This window comes from Pseudomonas sp. GM_Psu_1 (genome assembly GCF_026544185.1).
GTDB classification, from domain to species: domain Bacteria; phylum Pseudomonadota; class Gammaproteobacteria; order Pseudomonadales; family Pseudomonadaceae; genus Chryseomonas; species Chryseomonas oryzihabitans.
Map to the genome: position 1 here is coordinate 46,731 of NZ_JALNUX010000016.1, position 21,426 is coordinate 68,156.

The following is a 21,426-nucleotide window of genomic DNA, read 5'->3' on the forward strand; positions in this document are numbered from 1 at the left end:
CCGCCCCGCGACCTAGCCAAGGACCCCATGACCTCCCAGATCCGCCCCGCCCGCCGCGAAGACGCCACCCGCATCCACGAATTGATCGTCGAACTGGCCGACTATGAAAAGGCCGTCCATGAGGTGCTGGCCAGTCCGGCCCAGATCGAGGCGACGCTGTTCGCCGCCGACACCCCGACCCGGGCGCTGGTCGCCGAGCACGACGGCGTGGTGGTGGGCTATGCCGTGTATTTCTACAGCTATTCCACCTGGCTGGGCCGCAACGGCATCTACCTGGAAGACCTCTATGTGAGCCCCAGCGCCCGCGGCACCGGCCTGGGCAAGGGCCTGTTGCGCGAACTGGCCCGCGAAGCGGTGGCCAACGACTGCGGCCGCCTGGAGTGGAGCGTGCTGGACTGGAACACTCCGGCCATCGACTTCTACGAAAGCCTGGGCGCCCAGGCCCAGAGCGAATGGGTGCGCTATCGCCTGGACGGCGCAGCGCTGCGGGATTTCGCCGAGAGTGGGCGGTAGGATTCACAGGTTGGGTTGCGCGCCAGCGAAGCCCGACGCGATGGGACGCGACATGGGTAATGTTGGTTGCGGTTATGGCGATCCGCTGTTGCCAGGGGACGCCGATCGCGGCCATGGGCCGCTCCTACGGATTCCGATTCCCCTGTAGGAGCGGCCCTTGGCCGCGATCAACGCCGTAGCGTGGAAAACGGCACAGCCTTTTCCACCGGGGACGTCGGCATGGGGCGCGCCCTCACCCCAACCCTCTCCCAAAGGGAGAGGGGGATTTTCGACCAAGGATCAGCGTCGTAGCGTGGAAAACGGCGCAGCCTTTTCCACCGGGGACTGCGGCATGAGGCGTGCCCTCACCCCAGCCCTCTCCCAGAGGTAGAGGGGGTTGTCCGAATGGGTATCAGTGTCGTAGCGCCGTAGCGTGGAAAACGGCGCAGCCTTTTCCACAGGGGACTGCGGCATGGGGCGCGCCCTCACCCCAGCCCTCTCCCAGAGGGAGAGGGGGCTCTGTCCGAATGATAATCAGATCTTCGCCAGCCCCGAAAATCGCAGGCGGCCGGCACAAGCCTGTCCGCATCGGCGGACCGCCACCCGTTACCGATCCGCCAGTTCCACCTGTGCCGGTCGGCGCTGCATCAGCACCTTGCCGTTACGGATGGAGTACAGCGGCAGGCCCTGGCTGCGGACCATCTCGTAGTCGCTGTCGGCGGAGAGCACCAGCAGGTTGGCCGGTCGCCCCTCCTCCAGCCCGTAGCGATCGCCCAGGCACAGGGCCTTGGCGCTGTTGACCGTGACCAGGTCCAGCGCCGATTGCAGGTTGCGATAGCCGAGCATGTGGCAGATGTGCAACCCCGCTTCCAGCACCCGCAGAATGTTGCCGTTGCCCAGCGGATACCAGGGATCGACGATGGAATCCTGGGCGAAGCAGACGTTGAGGCCGGCCTCCAGCAACTCGTTGACCCGGGTCACGCCGCGGCGCTTGGGAAAGGTGTCGAAGCGGCCCTGCAGATGGATGCTCTCGGTCGGGCAGGAGATGAAGTTGATGCCGGCGTGGGTCAGCAGGCGGAACAGCTTGGCGCAGTAAGCGTTGTCGTAGGAGCCCATGGCGGTGGTGTGGCTGGCGGTGACCCGCGAACCCATGCCGCGGCTGCGCGCCTCTTCGGCCAGCACCTCGAGAAAGCGCGAATGGGGATCATCGGTCTCGTCGCAATGGACGTCCACCAGGCAGCCGGTGCGCTCGGCCAGGTCCATGAGGAATTTCACCGAGCTCACGCCCTGGTCGCGGGTGTATTCGAAGTGCGGGATGCCGCCGACCACATCCGCGCCCAGGCGAATGGATTCCTCCATCAACTCGCGCCCGTTCTTGAAGGACTCGATGCCCTCCTGGGGAAAGGCGACGATCTGCAGGTCGATCAGGTGGGCGGTCTCCTCGCGCACCTCCAGCATGGCCTTGAGTGCGGCCAGCGACGGATCGGTGACGTCGACGTGGGTGCGCACGTGCTGGATGCCATGGGCGGCCAGGGCGCGGATGGTGCGCGTGGCGCGGGTCTTGGTGTCTTCCTGGGTGATGGTGGCCTTGCGCTCGCCCCAGCACTCGATGCCCTCGAACAGGGTGCCGCTCATGTTCCAGCGCGGCTCACCGGCGGTCAGGGTGGCGTCAAGGTGGATGTGCGGCTCGACGAAGGGCGGCACCACCAGGTTGCCGGCGGCGTCGATGTCGTCCGGCCCTACCGCAGGCGGCATGAGCTGCTCGGCGATGGCGGCGATGCGTCCGCCTTCGAGGCGGATGTCATACAGGCCTTCGCGGTCACGCAGGCGGGCGTTGAGGATGCGCATGGTCGATCTCCTAGAGCGAAGCGGGGGCGGCGGCACGACGACCGCGACTCAGGCCATTGAACACGCCATAGCCGAGCGCCGCCACCCCGATGCCCACCAGGGGCGCCACCCAGGGCGAACCGAAGGCGGCGATGGTGCCCAGGCCGTAGGCCGCCAGCCCCGGCCAGTTGTAGTGCGGCAGGCGGGCCTCGGCGAGCAGCGGATAGCGCCCGCGATGGCGCAGCCAGAAGTCGGCGACGATCACCCCGCCGATGGGTGGGATCACCGTGCCGAGCAGTACCAGATAGGGCACCAGCAGGTCGTACATGCCCAGCACGGCCAGGGCGGTACCGATCAGGGCGCCGGCCAGGGTCACCGTCTTGCGGCGGCTGGTACGCACCAGATTGCAGCCGGCCACGGCGAAGTTGTAGATGGTGTTGTCCTGGGTGCTCCAGATGTTGAGCAGCAGCATGGCCAGGGCGGCGGTGGCGAAGCCCTGCAGCATCAGCACCTCCACCACGTCCGGCTGCTGGTAGACGATGGCGCCATAGGCGCCGATCAGCACCATCAGGCCGTTGCCGATGAAGAAGCCGATCAGGCTGGCCAGCACCGCCACCCGGGTGGAACGGGCGAAGCGGGTCCAGTTGGTGGCCTGGGTGGCGCCGCTGACGAAGGTGCCGAACACCAGGGTGATGGCGGTGGACAGGTCCAGGCTGGCGCTGGGCTGGATCGCCAGCAGGCCGGCCAGACCGCCGGCCTTGGCGGTGGTCACGCTCATGGACAGGATCAGCAGCAGCGCCATGGCCGGCACGGCGATCCAGGAGAGGATCTCCAGGCCGCGGTAGCCGATATAGGCGGTGGCGCAGAAGCCCAGGCCGAACACCGCCATCAGCGCCAGCACCGCGCCCTGCTCCAGGCCGAAGTACCTGCCCAGCACCACGGCAGCGGTGGCCGTCCCCCAGGCGTACCAGCCGATCTGGGTGAAGCCGAGGATGAGGTCGCACAGCTTGCTGCCGCGTTCGCCAAAGGCGAAGCGCCCCATCAGCACCGAGTTGAGGCCACTGCGACAGGCGATATGGCCGAGGGCGGCGGCATAGAGACCCAGCAGCAGATTGCCGAGGGCGATCACCCACAGCAGGTCGGTGAAACCGAAGGCCACCCCCAGCTTGCCGCCGGCGAACATGGTGGCGGTGAAGAAGGTGAAGCCCAGCAGCACCATGGCCAGGGAGGCCAGCCCCTTGCGGGCGTGGGGCGGGACTTCGCTCAGGGGATAGTCGTTGCCGGCGTTGCTCATAAGGCATTCCTCGGGATGGGCGTACCTGAGACTTAGCAGTGGCCGTGCCAGGCTCCGCCAAGCGGCATGGCAGAGGCCAGGGCGCCCTCGCCGGCCGGTCCCTGGAGCCCGTCTTTGGTGCAAGGCGCTACCCCGTGCCTTGGCCGGGGGCGGTCAAGTGTGAGACGGTTGCCGCGGCCGTCTAACAAGGAAAAGATCATGACCACGCCACGCCTCGCCGTCCTGGGTTCCGGTCTCATGGGCATCGGCATCGCCGTACACCTGGCGCGCCACGGCCATGCCGTGCAGCTGCAGGACGTCGACCCCGCCCGCCTCGCCGAGGTGGCCGCCACCGCGCGCACCCTGCTCGCCGAGCTGGAAGAAGCCGACATCGCGGTGGACACCGATGCGGTCATCGCCCGCCTCAGCACCACGACCGAGCTGGCCGATCTCGCCGACTGCGACCTGCTGTTCGAAGCCGTGCCCGAGCGCCTGGAGCTCAAGCACCGACTCTATGCCCAGCTCGAAGCCGTGCTGCGCCCGGACGCCCTGATCGCCAGCAACACCAGCGGCCTGCCACCGGACGAACTGGCCGCGCACCTGCGCCATCCCGAGCGCCTGCTGATCGCCCACTTCTGGAATCCACCGCACTTCATTCCCCTGGTGGAGCTGGTGCCCGGCACGGCCACCCTGCCCGCCCATCTGGAATCCATGCGCCTACTGCTGGAAGCCGCGGAACTGGAAGCCGTGGTCCTGCAGCGCGCCATTCCCGGCTTCGTCGGCAATCGCCTGCAATTCGCCCTGCTGCGCGAGGCCCTGCACATCGTGCAGAGCGGCGCGGCGGACGCCGAGACGGTGGACCGGGTGATGCGCGCCTCCCTGGGTCGGCGCTATGCCATGGTCGGGCCGCTGGAAGCGGCGGACATGGGTGGCCTGGATACCTTTCGCGACATCGCCCGGCATCTCTGGCCGACCCTGGCGCGGGACGAATCCCCACTGCAGCTGCTGGAAGACCAGGTGGCCGCCGGCCGTACCGGCCTGCGCAGCGGCCACGGCTTCCATGAGTGGGACGCGGCGCGGCGCGAGCGCATCGTCCAGCGACGCCTGCACCAGCTGCGCCATGCGCTGAAGCCATGAGCCGCACCCCGCCGGGTCTGCCCGGGCTGGAAGACTACGCCGACATCCGCCAGCGGGCGATCCGCTCGCTGTTCGAGATCATCGAGCAGACCAGCAACGGCACGGTGATCGTCGACCGCGAGGCGCGCATCGTCTGGATCAACCAGCGATACGCCCAGCACTTCGGCCTGCCGGATGCCGCCGCCGCCATCGGTCAGCCGGTGGAACAGATCATTCCCCACAGCCTGCTGCGCGAGGTGGCGCGCAATGGCCAGCCGATCCTGCTGGACATGCTGGAGACGCGCAACGGACCGCTGGTGGTGATGCGCCTGCCGATCCATACCGACGAGGGCGAGCTGATCGGTGCCATCGGTTTCGCCCTGTTCGACCAGTTGCAGCAACTGGCGCCGCTGGTGACCCGCTACCTGCGCATCCAGGAAGAGCTGGCCACCACCCGGCGCTCGTTGCAACACGCGCGCACCGCCAAGTACGGCTTCGGCCACTTCGTCGGCAGCGGCCCGGCCAGCCTGGAGGTCAAGCGCCGCGCCCGCCGCGCCGCCGCCAGCGAGGCTGCGGTGCTGCTGCTGGGCGAGACCGGCACCGGCAAGGAGTTGCTGGCCCACGCCATCCACGGCGCCTCGCCACGGGCCGGGCGGCCCTTCGTCAGCATCAATGCCGCGGCCATCCCGGAAAGCCTGCTGGAAGCGGAATTCTTCGGCACCGCGCCGGGCGCCTTCACCGGTGCCGAACGGCGCGCCCGCCCGGGCAAGCTGCAGATCGCCCAGGGCGGCACCCTGTTTCTCGACGAGATCGGCGACATGCCCCTGGCCTTGCAGGCCAAGCTGCTGCGGGTGCTGCAGGAAAAGGAATACGAACCCCTGGGCTCCAACGAGGTGCTGGCCTGCGACGTGCGCATGATCGCCGCCACCTCCCGCGACCTGGAGACCGCCGTGGCCGAGGGACGCTTTCGCGCCGATCTCTATTACCGCCTCAACGTGCTGCCGATCCGCATCCCGCCGCTGCGTGAACGCCTGGACGACCTGGCGCTGCTGGCCGAGGCCATCCTCGACGGGCTGCCGCAGGTGGGCGGACAGTCGACGCCCGACCTCACCGCCGACGGCCTGGCCCTGCTGCAGCGCCAGCCCTGGCCCGGCAATGTGCGCGAGTTGCGCAACGTGCTGGAGCGCGCCGTATTGCTGGGCGACGACAGCCAGCTGGACGCCGCGGCGCTGGCGGAGGCCTTGGGCGTTTCCGCCGAACTGCCAGCCAAGCCCGTAGCGAGCGCTACCGGCGAAACCTACGCCGAAGCGCGCCTGCGCTTCGACCGGGAATTGTTCCAGGCGACCCTGGCCGCCTGCGGCGGCAAGGTAGACGAAGCCGCCCGGCGCCTTGGGTTGGGGCGTTCTACGCTATACAAGAAGCTGGTGGCGCTGGGGCTTATGTCTCGAATATGAGACAGATCCATATATAGAGACAAAGCCTGTAGGAGCGGCCCATGGCCGCGATTGACGATCTATCGCGGCCATGGGCCGCTCCTACAAGATCCTTGCCGTAGGTTGGATTGAGATTGCTCTATCGTCGAAGCCCAATATGGCCGGCGTCGGGCCGTTGTTGGGCTTCGCTGCGCTCAAGCCAACCTACGGGGTCCAGCTTTTGAGACAAAATGGCGGTAATTGGCAGCGATCAAAATAAAAATCCATACAAAACAATAACCTATGAATCTGGCACGGTTCTGGCTCCTGCTTTCGGGCGATCTCTGCATCGCCCTATAACAACAAGAACCGCTTCGCCCCAGGCGAAGCTCTAGGAGAAGCCATGAGTGTCCTGATCGCACTCGCCGCCCTGGCGCTGCTGATGTTCGCCGCCTACCGGGGTTTCAGTGTCATCCTCTTCGCCCCTCTCGCCGCCCTCGGCGCCGTGCTGCTCACCGACCCGTCCGCCGTGGCGCCCGCCTTCACCGGGGTGTTCATGGACAAGATGGTGGGCTTTCTCAAACTCTATTTCCCGGTGTTCATGCTGGGCGCCCTGTTCGGCAAGCTGATCGAGCTGTCGGGCTTTTCCCGTGCCATCGTCGCCGCGGCCATTCGTCTGCTCGGTCGCGAGCGGGCCATCCCGGTGATCGTCGCGGTCTGCGCCCTGCTCACCTATGGCGGCGTCTCGCTGTTCGTGGTGGTCTTCGCCGTCTATCCCTTCGCCGCGGAGATGTTTCGCCAGAGCGACATCCCCAAGCGGCTGATCCCGGCGACCATCGCCCTGGGCGCCTTCTCCTTCACCATGGACGCTCTGCCCGGCACGCCGCAGATCCAGAACATCATCCCCACCAGCTTCTTCCAGACCACCGCCTGGGCCGCGCCCTGGCTGGGCCTGGCCGGATCGCTGTTCGTCATCGCCGTGGGCCTGGCCTACCTCGGCAGCGCTCGCCGCAAGGCGCGCAACAGTGGCGAAGGCTATGCCAGCGTACCGCTGCGCAACGAACCCGAGACCGCCGCCGACCTGCCGCTGCCCAATCCCTGGCTGGCCCTGGCGCCGCTGGTGCTGGTGGGCGTGCTCAACCTGCTGCTGACCCGCTGGATTCCCGACTGGTACGGCGCCACCCATAACCTGGCCCTGCCCGGCATGGCCAAACCGGTGACCCAGGAAGTCGCCAAGCTGACCGGCATCTGGGCGGTGGAAGGCGCGCTGCTGGCGGGCATCCTGCTGGTGCTGGCGACCGGCTTCGGCGCCATCCGCGGACGTTTGGCGGAAGGCAGCAAGACCGCCGTCTCCGGTGCCCTGCTGGCCGGGATGAACACGGCCTCGGAATACGGCTTCGGCGCGGTGATCGCCGCCCTGCCCGGCTTCGTGCTGTTCGCCCAGGGCCTCAAGGCCATCCCCGATCCGCTGATCAACGAAGCCGTCAGCGTGACCCTGCTGGCCGGCATCACCGGCTCGGCGTCCGGTGGCATGAGCATCGCCCTGGCCGCCATGAGCGACACCTTCATCGCCGCCGCCAACGCGGCCGGCATCCCCCTGGAGGTGCTGCACCGGGTGGCGGCCATGGCCAGCGGCGGCATGGACACCCTGCCGCACAACGGCGCGGTCATCACCCTGCTGGCGGTGACCGGCCTGACCCACCGCGAAGCCTATGGCGGCGTGTTCAAGATCACCCTGATCAAGACCGTGGCGGTGTTCTTCGTCATCGCCCTCTACTACCTGACCGGCCTCGTCTAAGGAGACAGCCATGGACCTCACCGGCAAGACCGCCCTGGTCACCGGCTCCACCAGCGGCATCGGCCTGGGCATCGCCCAGCGCCTGGCCGCCGCTGGCGCCACCCTCATCCTCAACGGCTTCGGCGATCCCGCTGCGGCCCAGGCCAGCCTGACCGGCCGCAGTGGCTTCCACGGCGCCGACCTGTCCAGGCCGGAGGAGATCGAAGAGCTCTTCGCCTACGCCCAGCGCGACTTCGGCGGCGTGGACATCCTGGTCAACAACGCCGGCATCCAGCACGTGGCGCCGGTGGAAGACTTTCCGGTGGAACGCTGGGACGCGGTGATCGCGCTCAATCTCTCGGCGGTGTTCCACACCACCCGCCTGGCGCTGCCGGGCATGCGCGAGCGCGACTGGGGTCGCATCATCAACATCTCTTCAGTGCATGGCCTGGTGGCCTCCACCGGCAAGGCCGCCTATGTGGCCGCCAAGCATGGCGTGGTGGGCCTGACCAGGGTCACCGCCCTGGAGACCGCCCGCACCGGCATCACCTGTAACGCCCTCTGCCCGGGTTTCGTGCTCACCCCGCTGATCCAGCAGCAGCTGGACAGCCGTGGCAGTGATCCGGACCAGGCGCGGCGCGACCTGCTCAGCGAAAAGCAGCCGTCGCAGGAATTCGTCACCACCGACCAGTTGGGCGAACTGGCGCTGTTCCTGTGCAGCCAGGCCGCTGCTCAGGTACGGGGCGCCGCCTGGACCATGGACGGCGGCTGGACCGCCCAATAACGACAAGAGGATCTCCATAATGAACAAGCTCTATCCCAACGCCGCGGCTGCCCTAGACGGGCTGGTCAGCGACGGCATCACCCTGGCCGTGGGCGGCTTCGGCCTCTGCGGCATTCCCGAGGCGCTGATCGCCGCCCTGAGAGACACCGGCGCCCGCGAACTGACCGCCATCAGCAACAACGCCGGGGTGGACGGCTTCGGCCTCGGCCAGCTGCTGGAGACCCGGCAGATCCGCAAGATGATTTCCTCCTACGTGGGCGAGAACAAGGAATTCGAGCGCCAGTACCTGGCCGGCGAACTGGAGCTGGAATTCACCCCCCAGGGCACCCTGGCCGAGAAGCTGCGCGCCGGTGGCGCGGGCATCCCGGCGTTCTATACCCGCACCGGCTACGGCACCCTGGTGGCCGAGGGCAAGGAGGTCCGCGACTTCAATGGCCAGCCCCATGTCATGGAGCTGGCGCTGACCGCCGACGTGGCCCTGGTCAAGGCGCAGCGCGCCGACAAGGCCGGCAATCTGGTCTTCAACAAGACCGCGCGCAACTTCAATCCGCTGTGCGCCATGGCCGGTCGCGTCTGCGTGGCCGAGGTGGAAGAGCTGGTGGAGGTCGGCGAGCTGGATCCCGACCAGATCCACCTGCCCGGCATCTTCGTGCAGCGCCTGGTGGTCAACGCCAGCCCCGAGAAACGTATCGAGAAACGCACCCTGAGCGAGGAGAAGTAAGATGGCCTGGAACCGCGAACAGATGGCGCAACGCGCCGCCCGGGAGCTGCAGGACGGCTTCTACGTCAACCTCGGCATCGGCTTGCCGACCCTCGTCGCCAACTATATCCCCGCCGGCATGGACGTCTGGCTGCAGTCGGAAAACGGCCTGCTCGGCATCGGTCCCTTCCCCACCGCCGAGACGGTCGATCCGGACCTGATCAACGCCGGCAAGCAGACCGTCACCGCCCTGCCTGGCAGCAGCTATTTCGACAGCGCCGCGAGCTTCGGCATGATCCGCGGCGGCCACGTGAACCTCGCCATCCTCGGCGCCATGCAGGTGTCGGAACAAGGCGATCTGGCCAACTGGATGATCCCCGGCAAGATGGTCAAGGGCATGGGCGGCGCCATGGACCTGGTGGCCGGCGTGCAGCGCGTGGTGGTGCTGATGGAGCACACCGCCAAGGGTGCCCACAAGATCCTGCCGGCCTGCGACCTGCCGCTGACGGGCGTCGGCGTGGTCGACCTGATCATCACCGACCTGGCCGTGCTGGAGGTGACCGAAGGCGGCCTCAAGCTGGTGGAACTGGCCGAAGGCGTCAGCCTCGATGAACTGCGCGCCGCCACCGGTGCCCCCATCCAGGTCTAGAGGAGACCCTGAACATGCAAGACGTCGTCATCGTCGCCGCCACCCGCACCGCGGTCGGCAGTTTCCAGGGCTCCCTGGCCAACGTACCCGCGGTGGAGCTCGGCGCCACGGTCATCCGCGCCCTGCTGGCGCAAACCGGCGTGGCACCGGCCGAGGTGGATGAAGTCATTCTCGGCCAGGTGCTCACCGCCGGCGCCGGCCAGAATCCCGCCCGCCAGGCGGCGGTCAAGGCCGGCCTACCCCACGAGGTGCCAGCCCTGACCCTGAACAAGGTCTGCGGCTCCGGCCTCAAGGCGGTGCAACTGGCCGTCCAGGCGATCCGTTGCGGCGACGCCGAGATCGTCATCGCCGGTGGCATGGAAAACATGAGCCTTGCGCCCTATGTGCTGCCCAAGGTGCGCAGCGGCCTGCGCCTGGGGCATGCCGAGCTGGTCGATTCCATGATCAGCGACGGGCTGTGGGATGCCTTCAACGACTACCACATGGGCCAAACCGCGGAGAATCTGGTGCAGCAGTACCAGATCAGCCGCGAGGCCCAGGATGCCTTCGCCGCCCGCTCCCAGCAGCGCGCCGCGGCGGCGGTGGAATCCGGGCGTTTCCGCGAGGAGATCACCCCGGTGGCCATCCCCCAGCGCAAGGGCGAGCCGCTGCTGTTCGACACCGACGAAGGCATCCGCGCCGATACCACCGCCGAGGGCCTGGCCCGGTTGCGCCCGGCTTTCGCCAAGGACGGCAGCGTCACCGCCGGCAACGCCTCCAGCCTCAACGACGGCGCTGCCGCGGTGCTGGTGATGAGCGCGACCAGGGCCGCCGCCCTTGGCCTGATGCCGCTGGCCCATATCGCCGCCTATGCCAGCGCCGGGGTGGACCCGGCGATCATGGGCATCGGCCCGGTCTCGGCCACCCGCAAGACCCTGGAAAAGGCCGGCTGGCAGCTGAGCGACCTGGACCTGATCGAGGCAAACGAAGCCTTCGCCGCCCAGGCCCTGGCCGTGGGCCAGGAGCTGGGTTGGGATGATGACAAGGTCAACGTCAATGGCGGTGCCATCGCCCTGGGCCACCCCATCGGCGCCTCGGGGTGCCGGGTGCTGGTGACGCTGCTGCACGAGTTGCGTCGACGGGACGGTCGGCGGGGCCTGGCGACCCTGTGCATCGGCGGGGGCCAAGGTGTGGCCCTGGCGGTGGAGCGGCGCTAGTCCCTATCGCGGCCGTGGGCCGCTCCTACAGATACGGACACACTGTAGGAGCGGCCGCATCGGCGGACCGCCATGGCCGCGATATGACCCCAACCGCGTGGAAAAGGCTGCGCCGTTTTCCACGCTACGCCTGATGTTCCCCTGAAAAACAACAACAAAAGGATCTCCCATGAGTTCAACCCCCTCCCGCGATTCGCGCAGCGCGCGGTTCGCCCTGGCCTGTTCCAACTGGGCCGAGCGCTGGTTTCCCGATTCCTGGGTGTTCGCCGTGCTCGCCGTGGCCGTGGTGGCCCTGACCGCCCTCGGCATGGGCGCGCCGGCGGCCAAGACCGCCAAGGCCTTTGGCGACGGTTTCTGGAGTCTGATTCCCTTCACCATGCAGATGGCCTTCGTGGTCATCGGCGGCTATGTGGTGGCCAGTTCCGGTCCGGCCGGGCGCCTGATCGAGCGCCTGGCGCGGGTGCCCCGTACCGGACGTGGCGCGGTGTGCTGGGTGGCCCTGGTGGCCATGCTCGCCTCCCTGCTCAACTGGGGCCTGAGCCTGGTGTTCGGCGGCCTGCTGGTGCGCGCCCTGGCCCGCCGCGAAGAACTCAAGATGGACTATCGCGCCGCCGGCGCCGCGGCCTACCTGGGCCTGGGCGCGGTCTGGGCGCTGGGGCTGTCGTCGTCGGCGGCGCAGCTGCAGGCCAATCCGGCCAGCCTGCCGCCCTCGATCCTCGCCATCACCGGGGTGATTCCCTTCAGCCAGACGCTGTTCCTTTGGCAATCCGGCGCCCTGCTGCTGGTGCTGCTGGTGGTCTCGGCGGTGATCGCCTATGTCACCGCGCCCGGACCGGACAGTGCGCGCGATGCCCGTGCCTGTGGCGTCGACGTCACCCCGGCGCCCAAGCCGGCCGCTACGCCGACCCGTCCAGGCGAATGGCTGGAATACAGCCCGATCCTGATCATCCTGCTGGTGCTCCTGGCCGCGGGCTGGCTGGTGCAGGAATTCGCCAGCAAGCCGGCCATCGAGGCCATTTCCGGGCTGAACACCTACAACCTGCTGTTCATCTCCCTGGGCGCCCTGCTGCACTGGCGGCCGCGGCATTTCCTCGACGCCGTGGCCCGCGCCGTGCCGGCCACCACCGGGGTGCTGATCCAGTTTCCGCTGTACGGCTCCATCGCCGCCATCCTGACCAAGGTCAATGGCGCCGATGGCCAGACCCTGGCGCACCATATCGCAGCATTTTTCACCCAGATCGCCACCCACGACACCTTCGCCCTGCTGATGGGCGTCTACTCGGCGCTGCTGGGGTTCTTCATCCCCTCGGGCGGGGGCAAGTGGATCATCGAGGCGCCCTACGTCATGCAGGTGGCCAACGACCTGCAGTATCACCTGGGCTGGGCCGTGCAGATCTACAACGCCGCCGAGGCATTGCCGAATCTGATCAATCCCTTCTACATGCTGCCGCTGCTGGGCGTGCTGGGGCTGAAGGCGCGCGACCTGGTCGGCTTTTCCTTCGTACAGCTGCTGGTCCATGCACCCCTGGTGCTGGTGCTGCTATGGCTGTTGGGGGGAACGTTGGCCTATCTGCCGCCGGTACACCCGTAGCTCGGGTGGGGCGCAGACGGTAAAGCGGGAGGGGTGGAGCGGAAGCCGGCTGAATCTCAGCCGGCGATGGCCAGGCGGGTGCTGTCGATGATGGCCTGCAGGCGGCTCGGGTTGCTGTATTCGTCGCGGTAGATCCGGCGGGTGTGCTTGGCCACGCCATGCTCGTTGACGACGATGAAGGAAAAACCACGCTTGCTGGGCGCGTCGATGACGCAGCTCATCGGCGCGAAAGCGGCGCTGAGGGCATGCATGGCGTTCTGGGCTTGGGCTTGTATGTTCATGACTTCAGTTGTAAACCTCACGTGTGACGCTGCTATGACAAAGGTCTTGACCGATAGTGCCTAGACTTTCCAGTAATTGTTAGCAATAGGCGTGCCGGAATGTAACAAGGCCTTTTCCGACACGCCCTGCCCTCACTTGCCGGCAGCCTGCTGGCGACGCTTGGCCCGCCGCGACAGCATGTTCAGGCCCTCGATCAGCGCCGAGAAGGCCATGGCCGCATAGATGTAGCCCTTGGGCACATGGGCGCCGAAACCTTCGGCGATCAGGGTCATGCCGATCATGATCAGGAAGCCCAGCGCCAGCATCACGACGGTGGGGTTGTCGTTGATGAACCTGGCCAGGGGGTCGGCCGCCAGCAACATGACGGTCACCGCCACCACCACCGCGATCACCATCACCGGCAGGTGCTCGGTCATGCCGACGGCGGTGATGATGCTGTCCACCGAGAACACCAGGTCCAGCAGGAGGATCTGCACGATGGCCGAACCGAAGGCCAGGGTCGCCGTCTCGCCGCCCTTGCTCAGGGCGCTGTCGGGCTCGGGATCGACGTTGTGGTGGATCTCCTTGGTCGCCTTCCACAGCAGGAACAGGCCACCGGCGATGAGGATCAGGTCCTTCCAGGAAAAGCTCTTGCCGAACACCTCGATGATGGGCTCGGTGAGCTGGACGATCCAGGCCACGGTACCGAGCAGACCCAGGCGCAGGATCAGCGCCAGGCTGATGCCGATGCGGCGGCCCTTCTGCTGTTGGTGCGCGGGCAGCTTGTTGGTCAGGATGGAGATGAAGATGAGGTTGTCGATGCCCAGCACCACTTCCATCACGATCAAGGTGGCGAGAGCAGCCCAGACGGTCGGGTCGGCGGCGAGTTGTAGCAGATAGTCCATTGCGGCGCGGTTCCAGTGGGAAGAGAAAGGCCTGACAGGGTCAGGCCGCAGGTCTCACCATCAGAGCCTCGCATCTGTGAAATGCTCGTGAAGGCCTCTGCCGCAATTGTTTCAAACTGTCGCAGCGGTACGCCGCTGAACGAAGCGCGCCACATAGTCGTCGGCCGGCTGGCCGAGGATGTCCGCCGGGGTGCCCACCTGCACCAGCCGACCGTCACGCAGGATGGCGATGCGATTGCCCAGGCGCAGGGCCTCGTCCAGGTCATGGGTGATGAAGACGATGGTCTTGTGCAGGCGCTGTTGCAGCTCCAGCAGTTGCTCCTGCATCTCGGCGCGGATCAGTGGATCGAGGGCGGAAAAGGCCTCGTCCATCAGGATGATCTCGGTATCGGCCGCCAGGGCGCGGGCAAGGCCGACGCGCTGGCGCATGCCGCCGGAGAGCTGGTGCGGCCATTTGCGCTCGTAGCCGGCCAGACCCACCACCTCCAGCCAGTGCAGCGCCCGTTCGCGGCAGACCGCCTTGGGCTCGCCGCGCACCTTGAGGCCGTAGGCGACGTTGTCCAGCACTCGCCGATGGGGCAGCAGGCCGAAGCTCTGGAACACCATGCTGATACGCTGGCGGCGCAATTCGCGCAGCGCCGGCAGCGGCAGCTGGAGGATGTCCTGGCCATCGATGAGGATGCGCCCGCTGCTGGGATCGATCAGCCGGTTGAGGTGGCGCACCAGGGTCGATTTGCCGGAACCGGAAAGGCCCATGATGACGAAGATCTCGCCCTCGGCGATTTCCAGGGACAGATCGTCCACCCCCACCACGCAACCGGTGCGGGCGAGGATCTCGGCCTTGTCGTGCCCCTCGCGCAGCAGCGCCAGGGCCGCCTGTTCGCGCTTGCCGAAGATCTTGGAGACCCGCTCGACGACGATCTTCATCGCTCCACCTCATGGCGCTGGCGGCCATAGGCCTGGGTGATGCGGTCGATGACCACGGCGAGGATGACGATGGCCAGGCCCGCCTGCAGGCCCTTGCCCACGTCCAGGGTCTGGATGCCCACGAGCACCTCTTCACCGAGGCCGCGGGCGCCGATCATGGAGGCGATCACCACCATGGACAGCGCCATCATGGTGGTCTGGTTGATGCCGGCCATGATGCTCGGCAGCGCCAGCGGCAGCTGCACGCCGAACAGCTGCTGCCAGCGACTGGCGCCAAAGGCGTTGACCGCTTCCATGACCTCGCGATCGACCTGGCGGATGCCCAGATCGGTGAGGCGGATCAGCGGTGGCGCGGCGTAGATCACCGTGGCGAAGATCGCCGGCACCTTGCCCAGGCCGAACAGCATCAGCACCGGGATCAGGTACACGAAGCTGGGCATGGTCTGCATGATGTCCAAGAGCGGCATCAGCACTAGGCGCAGGCGGGCGCTACGGGCGCAGAGGATGCCCAGGGGCACACCGATGATGACCGCGATGGCGGTGGCCACCAGAACCAGGGCCAGGGTCTGCATCAGCTTGTCCCACAGCCCCAGGGCGCCGACCAGGAACAACAGGCCGGTGATCAGTAGCGTCGGCACCACCCGGCGGGTGGCGTGGGCGGCCAGGGCCGCGACGATCAGCAACAGCGCCCACCAGGGGGTGCCGCGCAGCAGGCCCTCGAGCCAGACGATGGCCTGCAGCAGGGTGTCGGAGATGGTTCGGAAGACGTCGCCGTAGCGCGTCACCAGCCAGTCGACGCCACGATTGACGGCGTCGGCGAAGGAAAAGGTCAGGCCTTCGGGAAACATCCTAGAGCGCCGCCTGGATCTTGCTGCGCGCCGCGGCGTCGGTCACCCAGGCCTGCCAGAGTTCCGGATGGGCCTTGAGCAGCGCCTTGGCGGCGGCGGGGGCGTCCTGCTTGGTTTCGGCCTGCTCGGCCAGGGTGCGGTTGAGCAGTTCGATGGGCACATTGACCCGACTCAGCACGTCCACCAGTTCGGGGGCGCCATCGTGGAAAGGCTTGGACAGGCCTGCCTGCACCTGGATGCGCTTGGCTTCGCCGTCGCGCGGCTTGAGCTGGACCATGTCGACCCGACCCAGCAGGGGCGTTGGCGACCAGTAGTAGGTGAGGATCGGCTGCTTGCGCTTGGTGGCCGAGACGATGGCCGCATCCAGCGCCGGACCGGTGCCGGGGCGGAAGTTGGTGTACTTGTCGCTCAGGCCGTAGCTCTGCAGCATCTGGGTGTTTTCCAGCTCGCAGGTCCAGCCGGCCGGGCAGTTGTAGAAGCGGCCCTTGCCCGGCTCTTCCGGATCGCGGAAAAGCTCGGCGTACTGGCCCAGGTCGGCGATGCTCTTCAGCTTGGGCGCCTTGGCGCCCTCGCCTTCCACCAGATAGCGCGGCACGTACCAGCCTTCGGTGGCGCCTTCGATGGGCGCGCCCACGCCGACCACCTTGCCGGCCGCGGCGGCCTTGTTCCAGGCCTCGCTGCGGCCGATCCACTCCTCGGCGAACACCTGGATGTCGTTGTTGCCCAGGGCCTGCTCCAGGGTGATGGAGTTGCCCGGGATGCTATCCACCTTGCAGTCGTAGCCGTGCTGCAGGACGAAGCCCATCAGTTCGGTGAGCAGCATGCCGCTCTCCCAGTTCACCCCGGCGAACTTGACCGGCTTGCTGGCGCACCAGCTGTCGGCTTGGGCGGTACCGGCGGCGAGCAGGCCAAGGGAAAGGCCGGCGGCCAGGAGGGAACGGCGAGGAAAGGCTGTGGGCATGGGTGGCTCCGTCTGCACTGGGAGGGCCAGGGCGGCAGAGCCGGTCCGCTGGCGATCCTATCTTGGTCAGCGCCAATGGCTCAGGGTTCAGCCAGAGGCCCTGGCACTGCCGTTACCCGCCTCGGCGCTGCTGAATCCGGGAGCCTGCTCCGGTCGATCGATCGTCGCCACCCGGGTCCGTCGATCTCTCTTCACTGGCTGCGAAACCCGCGCGAATGGCCGCTGCGCTCGAACTTTGCCCACGCGCGCCTCTTCTACCGGAGGTCACCTTCGCGGAGCCGAGCATGCGTATCCATCACCTCAACTGCGGCTGCATGTGCCCCCTGGGCGGGGCGCTGTACGACGGCTTCAGCCGCGGACTCGCCGCCCACCTCGCCTGTCACTGCCTGCTGGTGGAAACCGACCGGGACGGTCTGGTGCTGGTGGATACCGGCTTTGGCGAAGCCGATCTGCGGGAGCGCGGCCGGCGCCTGAGCCCCTTCTTCCGGCTGATGAATCGCATCCAGTACGATCCCGAACTCAGCGCCCTGGCGCAGCTCCGCCGCCTGGGTTTTCGTCCGGGCGATGTCCGCCATATCGTGCTGACCCACCTGGATTTCGACCACGCCGGCGGCCTGGACGACTTTCCCCAGGCCCAGGTCCACGTGCTGCAGCGGGAGTGGGATGCGCAGCGCCAGCGCCACGGCTTCATCGGTCGGCGCCGCTACAGTCCGGCGCAGTGGCAAGGCATCCGCCATTGGCATTTCCACGAGCCCCGGGGCGAGGCCTGGCACGGCTTCGCCAGCGTGCGCGACCTGCCCGGCCTGCCGCCGGAAATTCTGATGATCCCCCTGCCCGGCCACACCCCGGGCCATGCCGGCATCGCCGTCCAGCACGACGGGGGCTGGTTGCTGCACGCCGGCGATGCCTATTTCTACCGCGACGAGATGCGTCAGCCCGAACGCCACTGCACGCCGGGGCTGAGGTTCTACCAGCGACTGATGGAAGCCGACCGCGCCAGCCGCCTGGACAACCAGGCCCGCCTGCGCGAACTTTCCCTGCGCCAGGACTTGGGGCTGACGCTGTTCTGCAGTCATGATTTGGTGGAGTTCAAGCGGTTGCAGGCAGGGACACCGTAGGTTGGGTTGAGCGCAGCGAAGCCCAACAGTGGCCAGGCAGCTCCCCCGTGTTGGGTTTCGATGATGGAGCCGTTGCAAACAACCTACGCGCGTACCCGTTAGCGGCTACTCATCGCGGCCATGGGCCGCTCCTACAGAGGGCTGGCGTCCGTAGGAGCGGCCGCATCGGCGGACCGCCATGGCCGCGATTGATCAGAGCGCAACGGCAACAATGCCAGGGCCGAATCCTTCAGGTTGGTTGCGACGACAGGGCCGTCTCAACCAACCTAGGCAATCACCGGATAACCCTGCTCCACCGCTTCTCGCCGCCAGTCCAGCAGCGGTAGATAGGTCGTCTCATCCACCGCCGTGACACCCTCGATGGCCAGGACGTCGGCCAGCGCAGGATCGGCGGCCAGGCTGTCGTTCAGGGCGGCGCGCAGGGCTTCCACGTCCGCATCCGAACGACTGGCGGCGGTGATGAAGGGCAGCGTCGGACTGGGGCGGGTGCGTTGCAGCAGGCGCAGGCCGGCGACCCGCTCGGGTTGGGCGCGCAGGTAGCCGTAGGTCACGGCATCCACCGAGGCCACATCGGCATGACCCTGCTGCAACAGCGCCAGGCTGTTGGCATGGCTCTCGCTGACGATCATCTCGCCAAAGAAGCGGGCCCGCTCCGCCAGGGGCGCCACGGCGTGGCGCAGCAGATTCATGCCGGTGTTGGAATCCAGGCCGTTGAGCGCCACGCGCTTGCCGCGCAGATCGGCCAGGCTGGTCGCCTCCAGCGTCTCGGGCACCAGGATGAAGGCGCAGTGCTCGGCCGCCTGGCAGCCCGCGAAGCGATAGCGCGGCGCCGCCACCAGGCGCACCTGGCCGCGCAGGCGGGTGGCCCAGGGATAGCCGCAGGTCTGCGCCAGCAGCAGCTCGGGATGCGTCCAGAGCGCCGGCAGGTCCTCGGGCGCGGGGTCGAGCGTCTCGCCCAGGCGCAGCGCCACGGCTTCGGCCAGCTGGCGATAGGCGTCGCGCACCTCGGCAGGCTCGACGTACATGGTAAGGGCGGCGACGGTCATGGGCGGCTCCAGCAAGGAAAACCGCCATTATCCCCTATCACCGCACTCAGAGCGCCGCCTTTACCCGTTCGGCGTTTTCCGCCGGCAGCCAGGTCGTCCAGACCTCCGGATGCTCCTTGAGGAAACGCTTGGCCACCACCTGGGCGTCTTCGCGTTTCTCGGCCATGCCGGCGAGGATGCCGTTGAACTGGTCGAGGGGGAATTCGACCTTCTCGAACAGCGCCACCAGGGCCGGTGCCTTGTCGTGCAGGTCGCGGGAGACGCCGATGGTGATCTTGGCCGGCAGCGAGCGCGACGGCAGGGGATCGGGATTCTTCGGATCCGACAGGGTCTCCCAGGCCTTTTCGCTGAAGGGCGGCTCTTCCAGCTGGACCAGCTTGTAGCGGCCCATCAACGGGGTCGGCGACCAATAGTAGAAGAGCACCGGCTCGCCACGGCGCATGGCGGTGGCGATGGCAGCATCCAGCGCGGGACCGGTACCGGTGCGGAAGTTGGTGTAGCTGTCGGTCAGCTTGTAGGCCTTGAGCTTCTGGCTGTTGACGATCTCGCAGGTCCAGCCGGTCGGACAGTTGAGGAAGCGGCCCTTGCCAGGCTCTTCCGGATCACGGAACAGCTCCTTGTAGCGCGGCAGATCGGCGACGCTCTTGAGGTCCGGCGCCTTGGCCTGGATGCCCCGCGCGGGGTCGCCCTTGACCAGGTATTCCGGTACCCACCAGCCTTCGGTGGCGCCCTTGACCGTCTCGCCGACGGCAAAGACCTTGCCGGCCTTTTCCGCCGCGCGCCAGGCCGGACTGCGCCCGGCCCACTGCTCGCCAGTGACCTGGATGTCGTTTTGCGCCAGGGCGTTTTCCAGGGTCACGGTGTTGCCCGGCACGCTGTCGGTCTGGCAGCCATAGCCCTTTTCCACCAGCAGGCGCAGCACCTCGGTGGTGAACATGCCGCTCTCCCAGTTGGGGCCGGCGAACTTCACCGTCTGCGGATAGGGACAGCCGCCATCGGCGGCAAAGGCCAGCGGGGTGATGGCAAGGCTAGCAAGGGTCAGGGCGAGACGCAGGCGCATGGGCTAACTCTCCGACGAGGACGTGGGCCTTTCGACCCCCGGCACTGCCATTCGTCCCCGCGGCCCAGAGCTATTTCACAGCGGACCGCCCTCGGCGGTCTTGCGCAGGCCGGCGATCACCGTGTCGCCGGTTTCCCGGGCCAGCTCGGCGTACCAGGCCTGGGTGGCCAGGGGCTCATGCCCGTGGGTGATCTCGCAGCGTTTGCGCGCCCGCTCGACGATGCCGGCCACCCGCTCCAGCCGCGCGGCCTGATAGGCCTGCAGCGCGGCCAGGGGATCCTGTTCGGCGTCCAGACAGCGCGCCAGCACCCAGGCATCCTCCATGGCCTGGCAACCGCCCTGTCCCAGGTCCGGGGCCATGGCATGGGCGGAATCACCCAGGAGCGCCACCCGCCCCTGCACCAGGGTCGGCAACGGCCGGGTATCGTGGATCTCCACCCGGGCCACACCCTGGGGGTCCAGCCGCTCGATCAGGCGCTGCACCGGCGGCGCCCAGCCGGCGAAGTGCTCGGCCAATTCCGCGCGGTAACGGCTGCGGTCGTTGGGCGTGCCCTTGGGCAGGGGCACGTCGAAGAAGAAATAGAACTCATCGCCGCCCATGGGCATTAGCGAGACCCGCTGATGCGCCCCGACGAATTGCGCCCAGTCCTGGGCCTCGGCCAGATCCGGCGCGATCTTTACCCGCCCGTTCCAGTTCACGTAGCCGCAATACTCGCGGGTGATGGCCTGGCCCACCACCCGCTCCCGCAGGCGCGAGTGGGTGCCATCGGCGGCGATCAGCAGGTCGGCCCGTTCGCGCCGACCATCGCCGAGCAGCACGGTCACCCCGGCCGTATCCTGCTCGAAGCCCTCGCAGCCGACGCCCAGGGTCACGTGCTCGGTGCCTACCGCTTCGAGCAGGAGGCGCTGCAGGTGGGCGCGGGCGATGGGGCGTGCCGGTCGGCCCACGGCCTCATAGAGTGGCAGCAGGCTGAACCGGGTAAGCAACTGTCCCTCATGGTCACGGTAGCTCATGGTCTGCATGTCGCCGCTGACCGCGGCGATGGCGGACCCGAGCCCCAGCTGCTCCAGCACCTTGACGCCGTTGGGCCAGATGGAGATGGCCGCGCCGATGGGGGCCAGATCCTGCGCGCGCTCGAACAGGCGGACCCGGTGGCCGGCCTGTTGCAGCGCCAGGGCGGCGGTGAGACCGCCCATGCCGGCGCCGGCGATGATGATGTCGAGAGATGGCATGACGGACCTCGTTGACCGGTAACAGATGCCTTGGGCAAGCAATTTCCTGACCAAGTGGTCAAGTATTGCCGCCCGGGCGTTGCCCGCTTGCCAGGGGCCCAGAAACGCACCAGGGTGGTGCCCCTTGACCATTGGTCGCTTCGTTTCCAGGCAGGCTGCCCTTCGTCGGCTCGCATGACGCATTCCAGAGCTCTTCTATACTCCTAAGGTAGTCGCCAGTCGCGTTGTACCCAGCGTTCGCCATCCACAG

General features: G+C 67.5%; 20 protein-coding genes. 10 read left to right on the plus strand and 10 right to left on the minus strand.

Annotated features, from left to right (window positions below):
- The first annotated feature begins 27 nt into the window (after positions 1 to 27).
- A complete protein-coding gene (locus tag OXS31_RS20955) occupies positions 28 to 513 on the plus strand; it encodes a GNAT family N-acetyltransferase (RefSeq protein ID WP_027597567.1) in 486 nt (161 codons plus the stop codon).
- A 585-nt stretch (positions 514 to 1,098) separates the two neighbouring features.
- Here OXS31_RS20955 and codA read toward each other — a convergent pair.
- Both codA and codB read right to left on the minus strand, forming a co-directional pair.
- Positions 1,099 to 2,340, minus strand: coding sequence for a cytosine deaminase (gene codA, locus OXS31_RS20960; RefSeq protein ID WP_027597566.1), 1,242 nt, complete (start codon positions 2,338 to 2,340; stop codon positions 1,099 to 1,101).
- A 10-nt stretch (positions 2,341 to 2,350) separates the two neighbouring features.
- Complete coding sequence (codB, locus tag OXS31_RS20965) at positions 2,351 to 3,613, minus strand: cytosine permease (RefSeq protein ID WP_027602796.1); 1,263 nt, start codon at positions 3,611 to 3,613, stop codon at positions 2,351 to 2,353.
- Positions 3,614 to 3,811: 198 nt separating this feature from the next.
- Between codB and OXS31_RS20970 the strand changes: the two genes are divergently transcribed.
- The 8 genes from OXS31_RS20970 (at position 3,812) to OXS31_RS21005 (ending at position 12,817) form a co-directional block, all read left to right on the plus strand.
- The gene (locus tag OXS31_RS20970; RefSeq protein ID WP_074584683.1) at positions 3,812 to 4,729 is read left to right on the plus strand and encodes a 3-hydroxyacyl-CoA dehydrogenase family protein; all 918 of its coding nucleotides are present in this window, start codon (positions 3,812 to 3,814) and stop codon (positions 4,727 to 4,729) included.
- Positions 4,726 to 6,162, plus strand: coding sequence for a sigma 54-interacting transcriptional regulator (locus OXS31_RS20975; RefSeq protein ID WP_267401794.1), 1,437 nt, complete (start codon positions 4,726 to 4,728; stop codon positions 6,160 to 6,162). Before OXS31_RS20970 ends, OXS31_RS20975 begins: the two co-directional genes overlap by 4 nt.
- 361 nt (positions 6,163 to 6,523) lie before the next feature.
- Positions 6,524 to 7,918: a GntP family permease gene (locus OXS31_RS20980; protein WP_074584685.1), complete on the plus strand. Its 1,395-nt coding sequence runs from the start codon at positions 6,524 to 6,526 to the stop codon at positions 7,916 to 7,918.
- A 10-nt stretch (positions 7,919 to 7,928) separates the two neighbouring features.
- Entirely contained in the window at positions 7,929 to 8,681 is a 753-nt protein-coding gene (locus OXS31_RS20985) for a 3-hydroxybutyrate dehydrogenase (protein WP_108581905.1), read from the plus strand.
- Between the two features lie 19 nt (positions 8,682 to 8,700).
- Positions 8,701 to 9,402: a CoA transferase subunit A gene (locus tag OXS31_RS20990; RefSeq protein ID WP_007162850.1), complete on the plus strand. Its 702-nt coding sequence runs from the start codon at positions 8,701 to 8,703 to the stop codon at positions 9,400 to 9,402.
- A gap of 1 nt (position 9,403) precedes the next feature.
- Positions 9,404 to 10,030 (plus strand): CoA transferase subunit B, encoded by a 627-nt coding sequence (locus OXS31_RS20995; RefSeq protein ID WP_267401798.1) that lies wholly within the window; start codon positions 9,404 to 9,406, stop codon positions 10,028 to 10,030.
- A 14-nt stretch (positions 10,031 to 10,044) separates the two neighbouring features.
- Positions 10,045 to 11,226 carry an acetyl-CoA C-acetyltransferase gene (locus tag OXS31_RS21000; RefSeq protein ID WP_267401800.1) on the plus strand — a complete coding sequence of 394 codons (1,182 nt, stop codon included), beginning with the start codon at positions 10,045 to 10,047 and terminating at the stop codon, positions 11,224 to 11,226.
- Between the two features lie 169 nt (positions 11,227 to 11,395).
- Complete coding sequence (locus tag OXS31_RS21005) at positions 11,396 to 12,817, plus strand: TIGR00366 family protein (protein WP_267401802.1); 1,422 nt, start codon at positions 11,396 to 11,398, stop codon at positions 12,815 to 12,817.
- A 56-nt stretch (positions 12,818 to 12,873) separates the two neighbouring features.
- Here the strand turns inward: OXS31_RS21005 and OXS31_RS21010 are convergent, their stop codons facing one another.
- The 5 genes from OXS31_RS21010 to OXS31_RS21030 form a co-directional block, all read right to left on the minus strand.
- On the minus strand, positions 12,874 to 13,098 hold the full coding sequence (locus tag OXS31_RS21010; protein WP_007159037.1) for a hypothetical protein: 225 nt from the start codon (positions 13,096 to 13,098) through the stop codon (positions 12,874 to 12,876).
- Between the two features lie 132 nt (positions 13,099 to 13,230).
- The gene (locus OXS31_RS21015; RefSeq protein ID WP_007159038.1) at positions 13,231 to 13,983 is read right to left on the minus strand and encodes a TerC family protein; all 753 of its coding nucleotides are present in this window, start codon (positions 13,981 to 13,983) and stop codon (positions 13,231 to 13,233) included.
- Between the two features lie 111 nt (positions 13,984 to 14,094).
- Positions 14,095 to 14,910, minus strand: coding sequence for a glycine betaine/L-proline ABC transporter ATP-binding protein (locus OXS31_RS21020; protein WP_007159039.1), 816 nt, complete (start codon positions 14,908 to 14,910; stop codon positions 14,095 to 14,097).
- Positions 14,907 to 15,758: a proline/glycine betaine ABC transporter permease gene (locus OXS31_RS21025; RefSeq protein WP_027602790.1), complete on the minus strand. Its 852-nt coding sequence runs from the start codon at positions 15,756 to 15,758 to the stop codon at positions 14,907 to 14,909. Before OXS31_RS21025 ends, OXS31_RS21020 begins: the two co-directional genes overlap by 4 nt.
- A gap of 1 nt (position 15,759) precedes the next feature.
- Entirely contained in the window at positions 15,760 to 16,719 is a 960-nt protein-coding gene (locus tag OXS31_RS21030; RefSeq protein ID WP_267401811.1) for an ABC transporter substrate-binding protein, read from the minus strand.
- 284 nt (positions 16,720 to 17,003) lie between these two features.
- On the opposite strand from OXS31_RS21030, the gene OXS31_RS21035 reads away from it, so the two are divergent.
- A complete protein-coding gene (locus tag OXS31_RS21035; RefSeq protein WP_042135586.1) occupies positions 17,004 to 17,837 on the plus strand; it encodes an MBL fold metallo-hydrolase in 834 nt (277 codons plus the stop codon).
- A 266-nt stretch (positions 17,838 to 18,103) separates the two neighbouring features.
- Here the strand turns inward: OXS31_RS21035 and OXS31_RS21040 are convergent, their stop codons facing one another.
- The 3 genes from OXS31_RS21040 to hpxO form a co-directional block, all read right to left on the minus strand.
- Positions 18,104 to 18,883, minus strand: coding sequence for a PhnD/SsuA/transferrin family substrate-binding protein (locus OXS31_RS21040; RefSeq protein ID WP_267401817.1), 780 nt, complete (start codon positions 18,881 to 18,883; stop codon positions 18,104 to 18,106).
- Positions 18,884 to 18,929: 46 nt separating this feature from the next.
- Positions 18,930 to 19,943: an ABC transporter substrate-binding protein gene (locus OXS31_RS21045; RefSeq protein WP_007159045.1), complete on the minus strand. Its 1,014-nt coding sequence runs from the start codon at positions 19,941 to 19,943 to the stop codon at positions 18,930 to 18,932.
- Positions 19,944 to 20,018: 75 nt separating this feature from the next.
- Positions 20,019 to 21,176: an FAD-dependent urate hydroxylase HpxO gene (hpxO, locus tag OXS31_RS21050; protein ID WP_267401823.1), complete on the minus strand. Its 1,158-nt coding sequence runs from the start codon at positions 21,174 to 21,176 to the stop codon at positions 20,019 to 20,021.
- Positions 21,177 to 21,426: the final 250 nt, after the last annotated feature.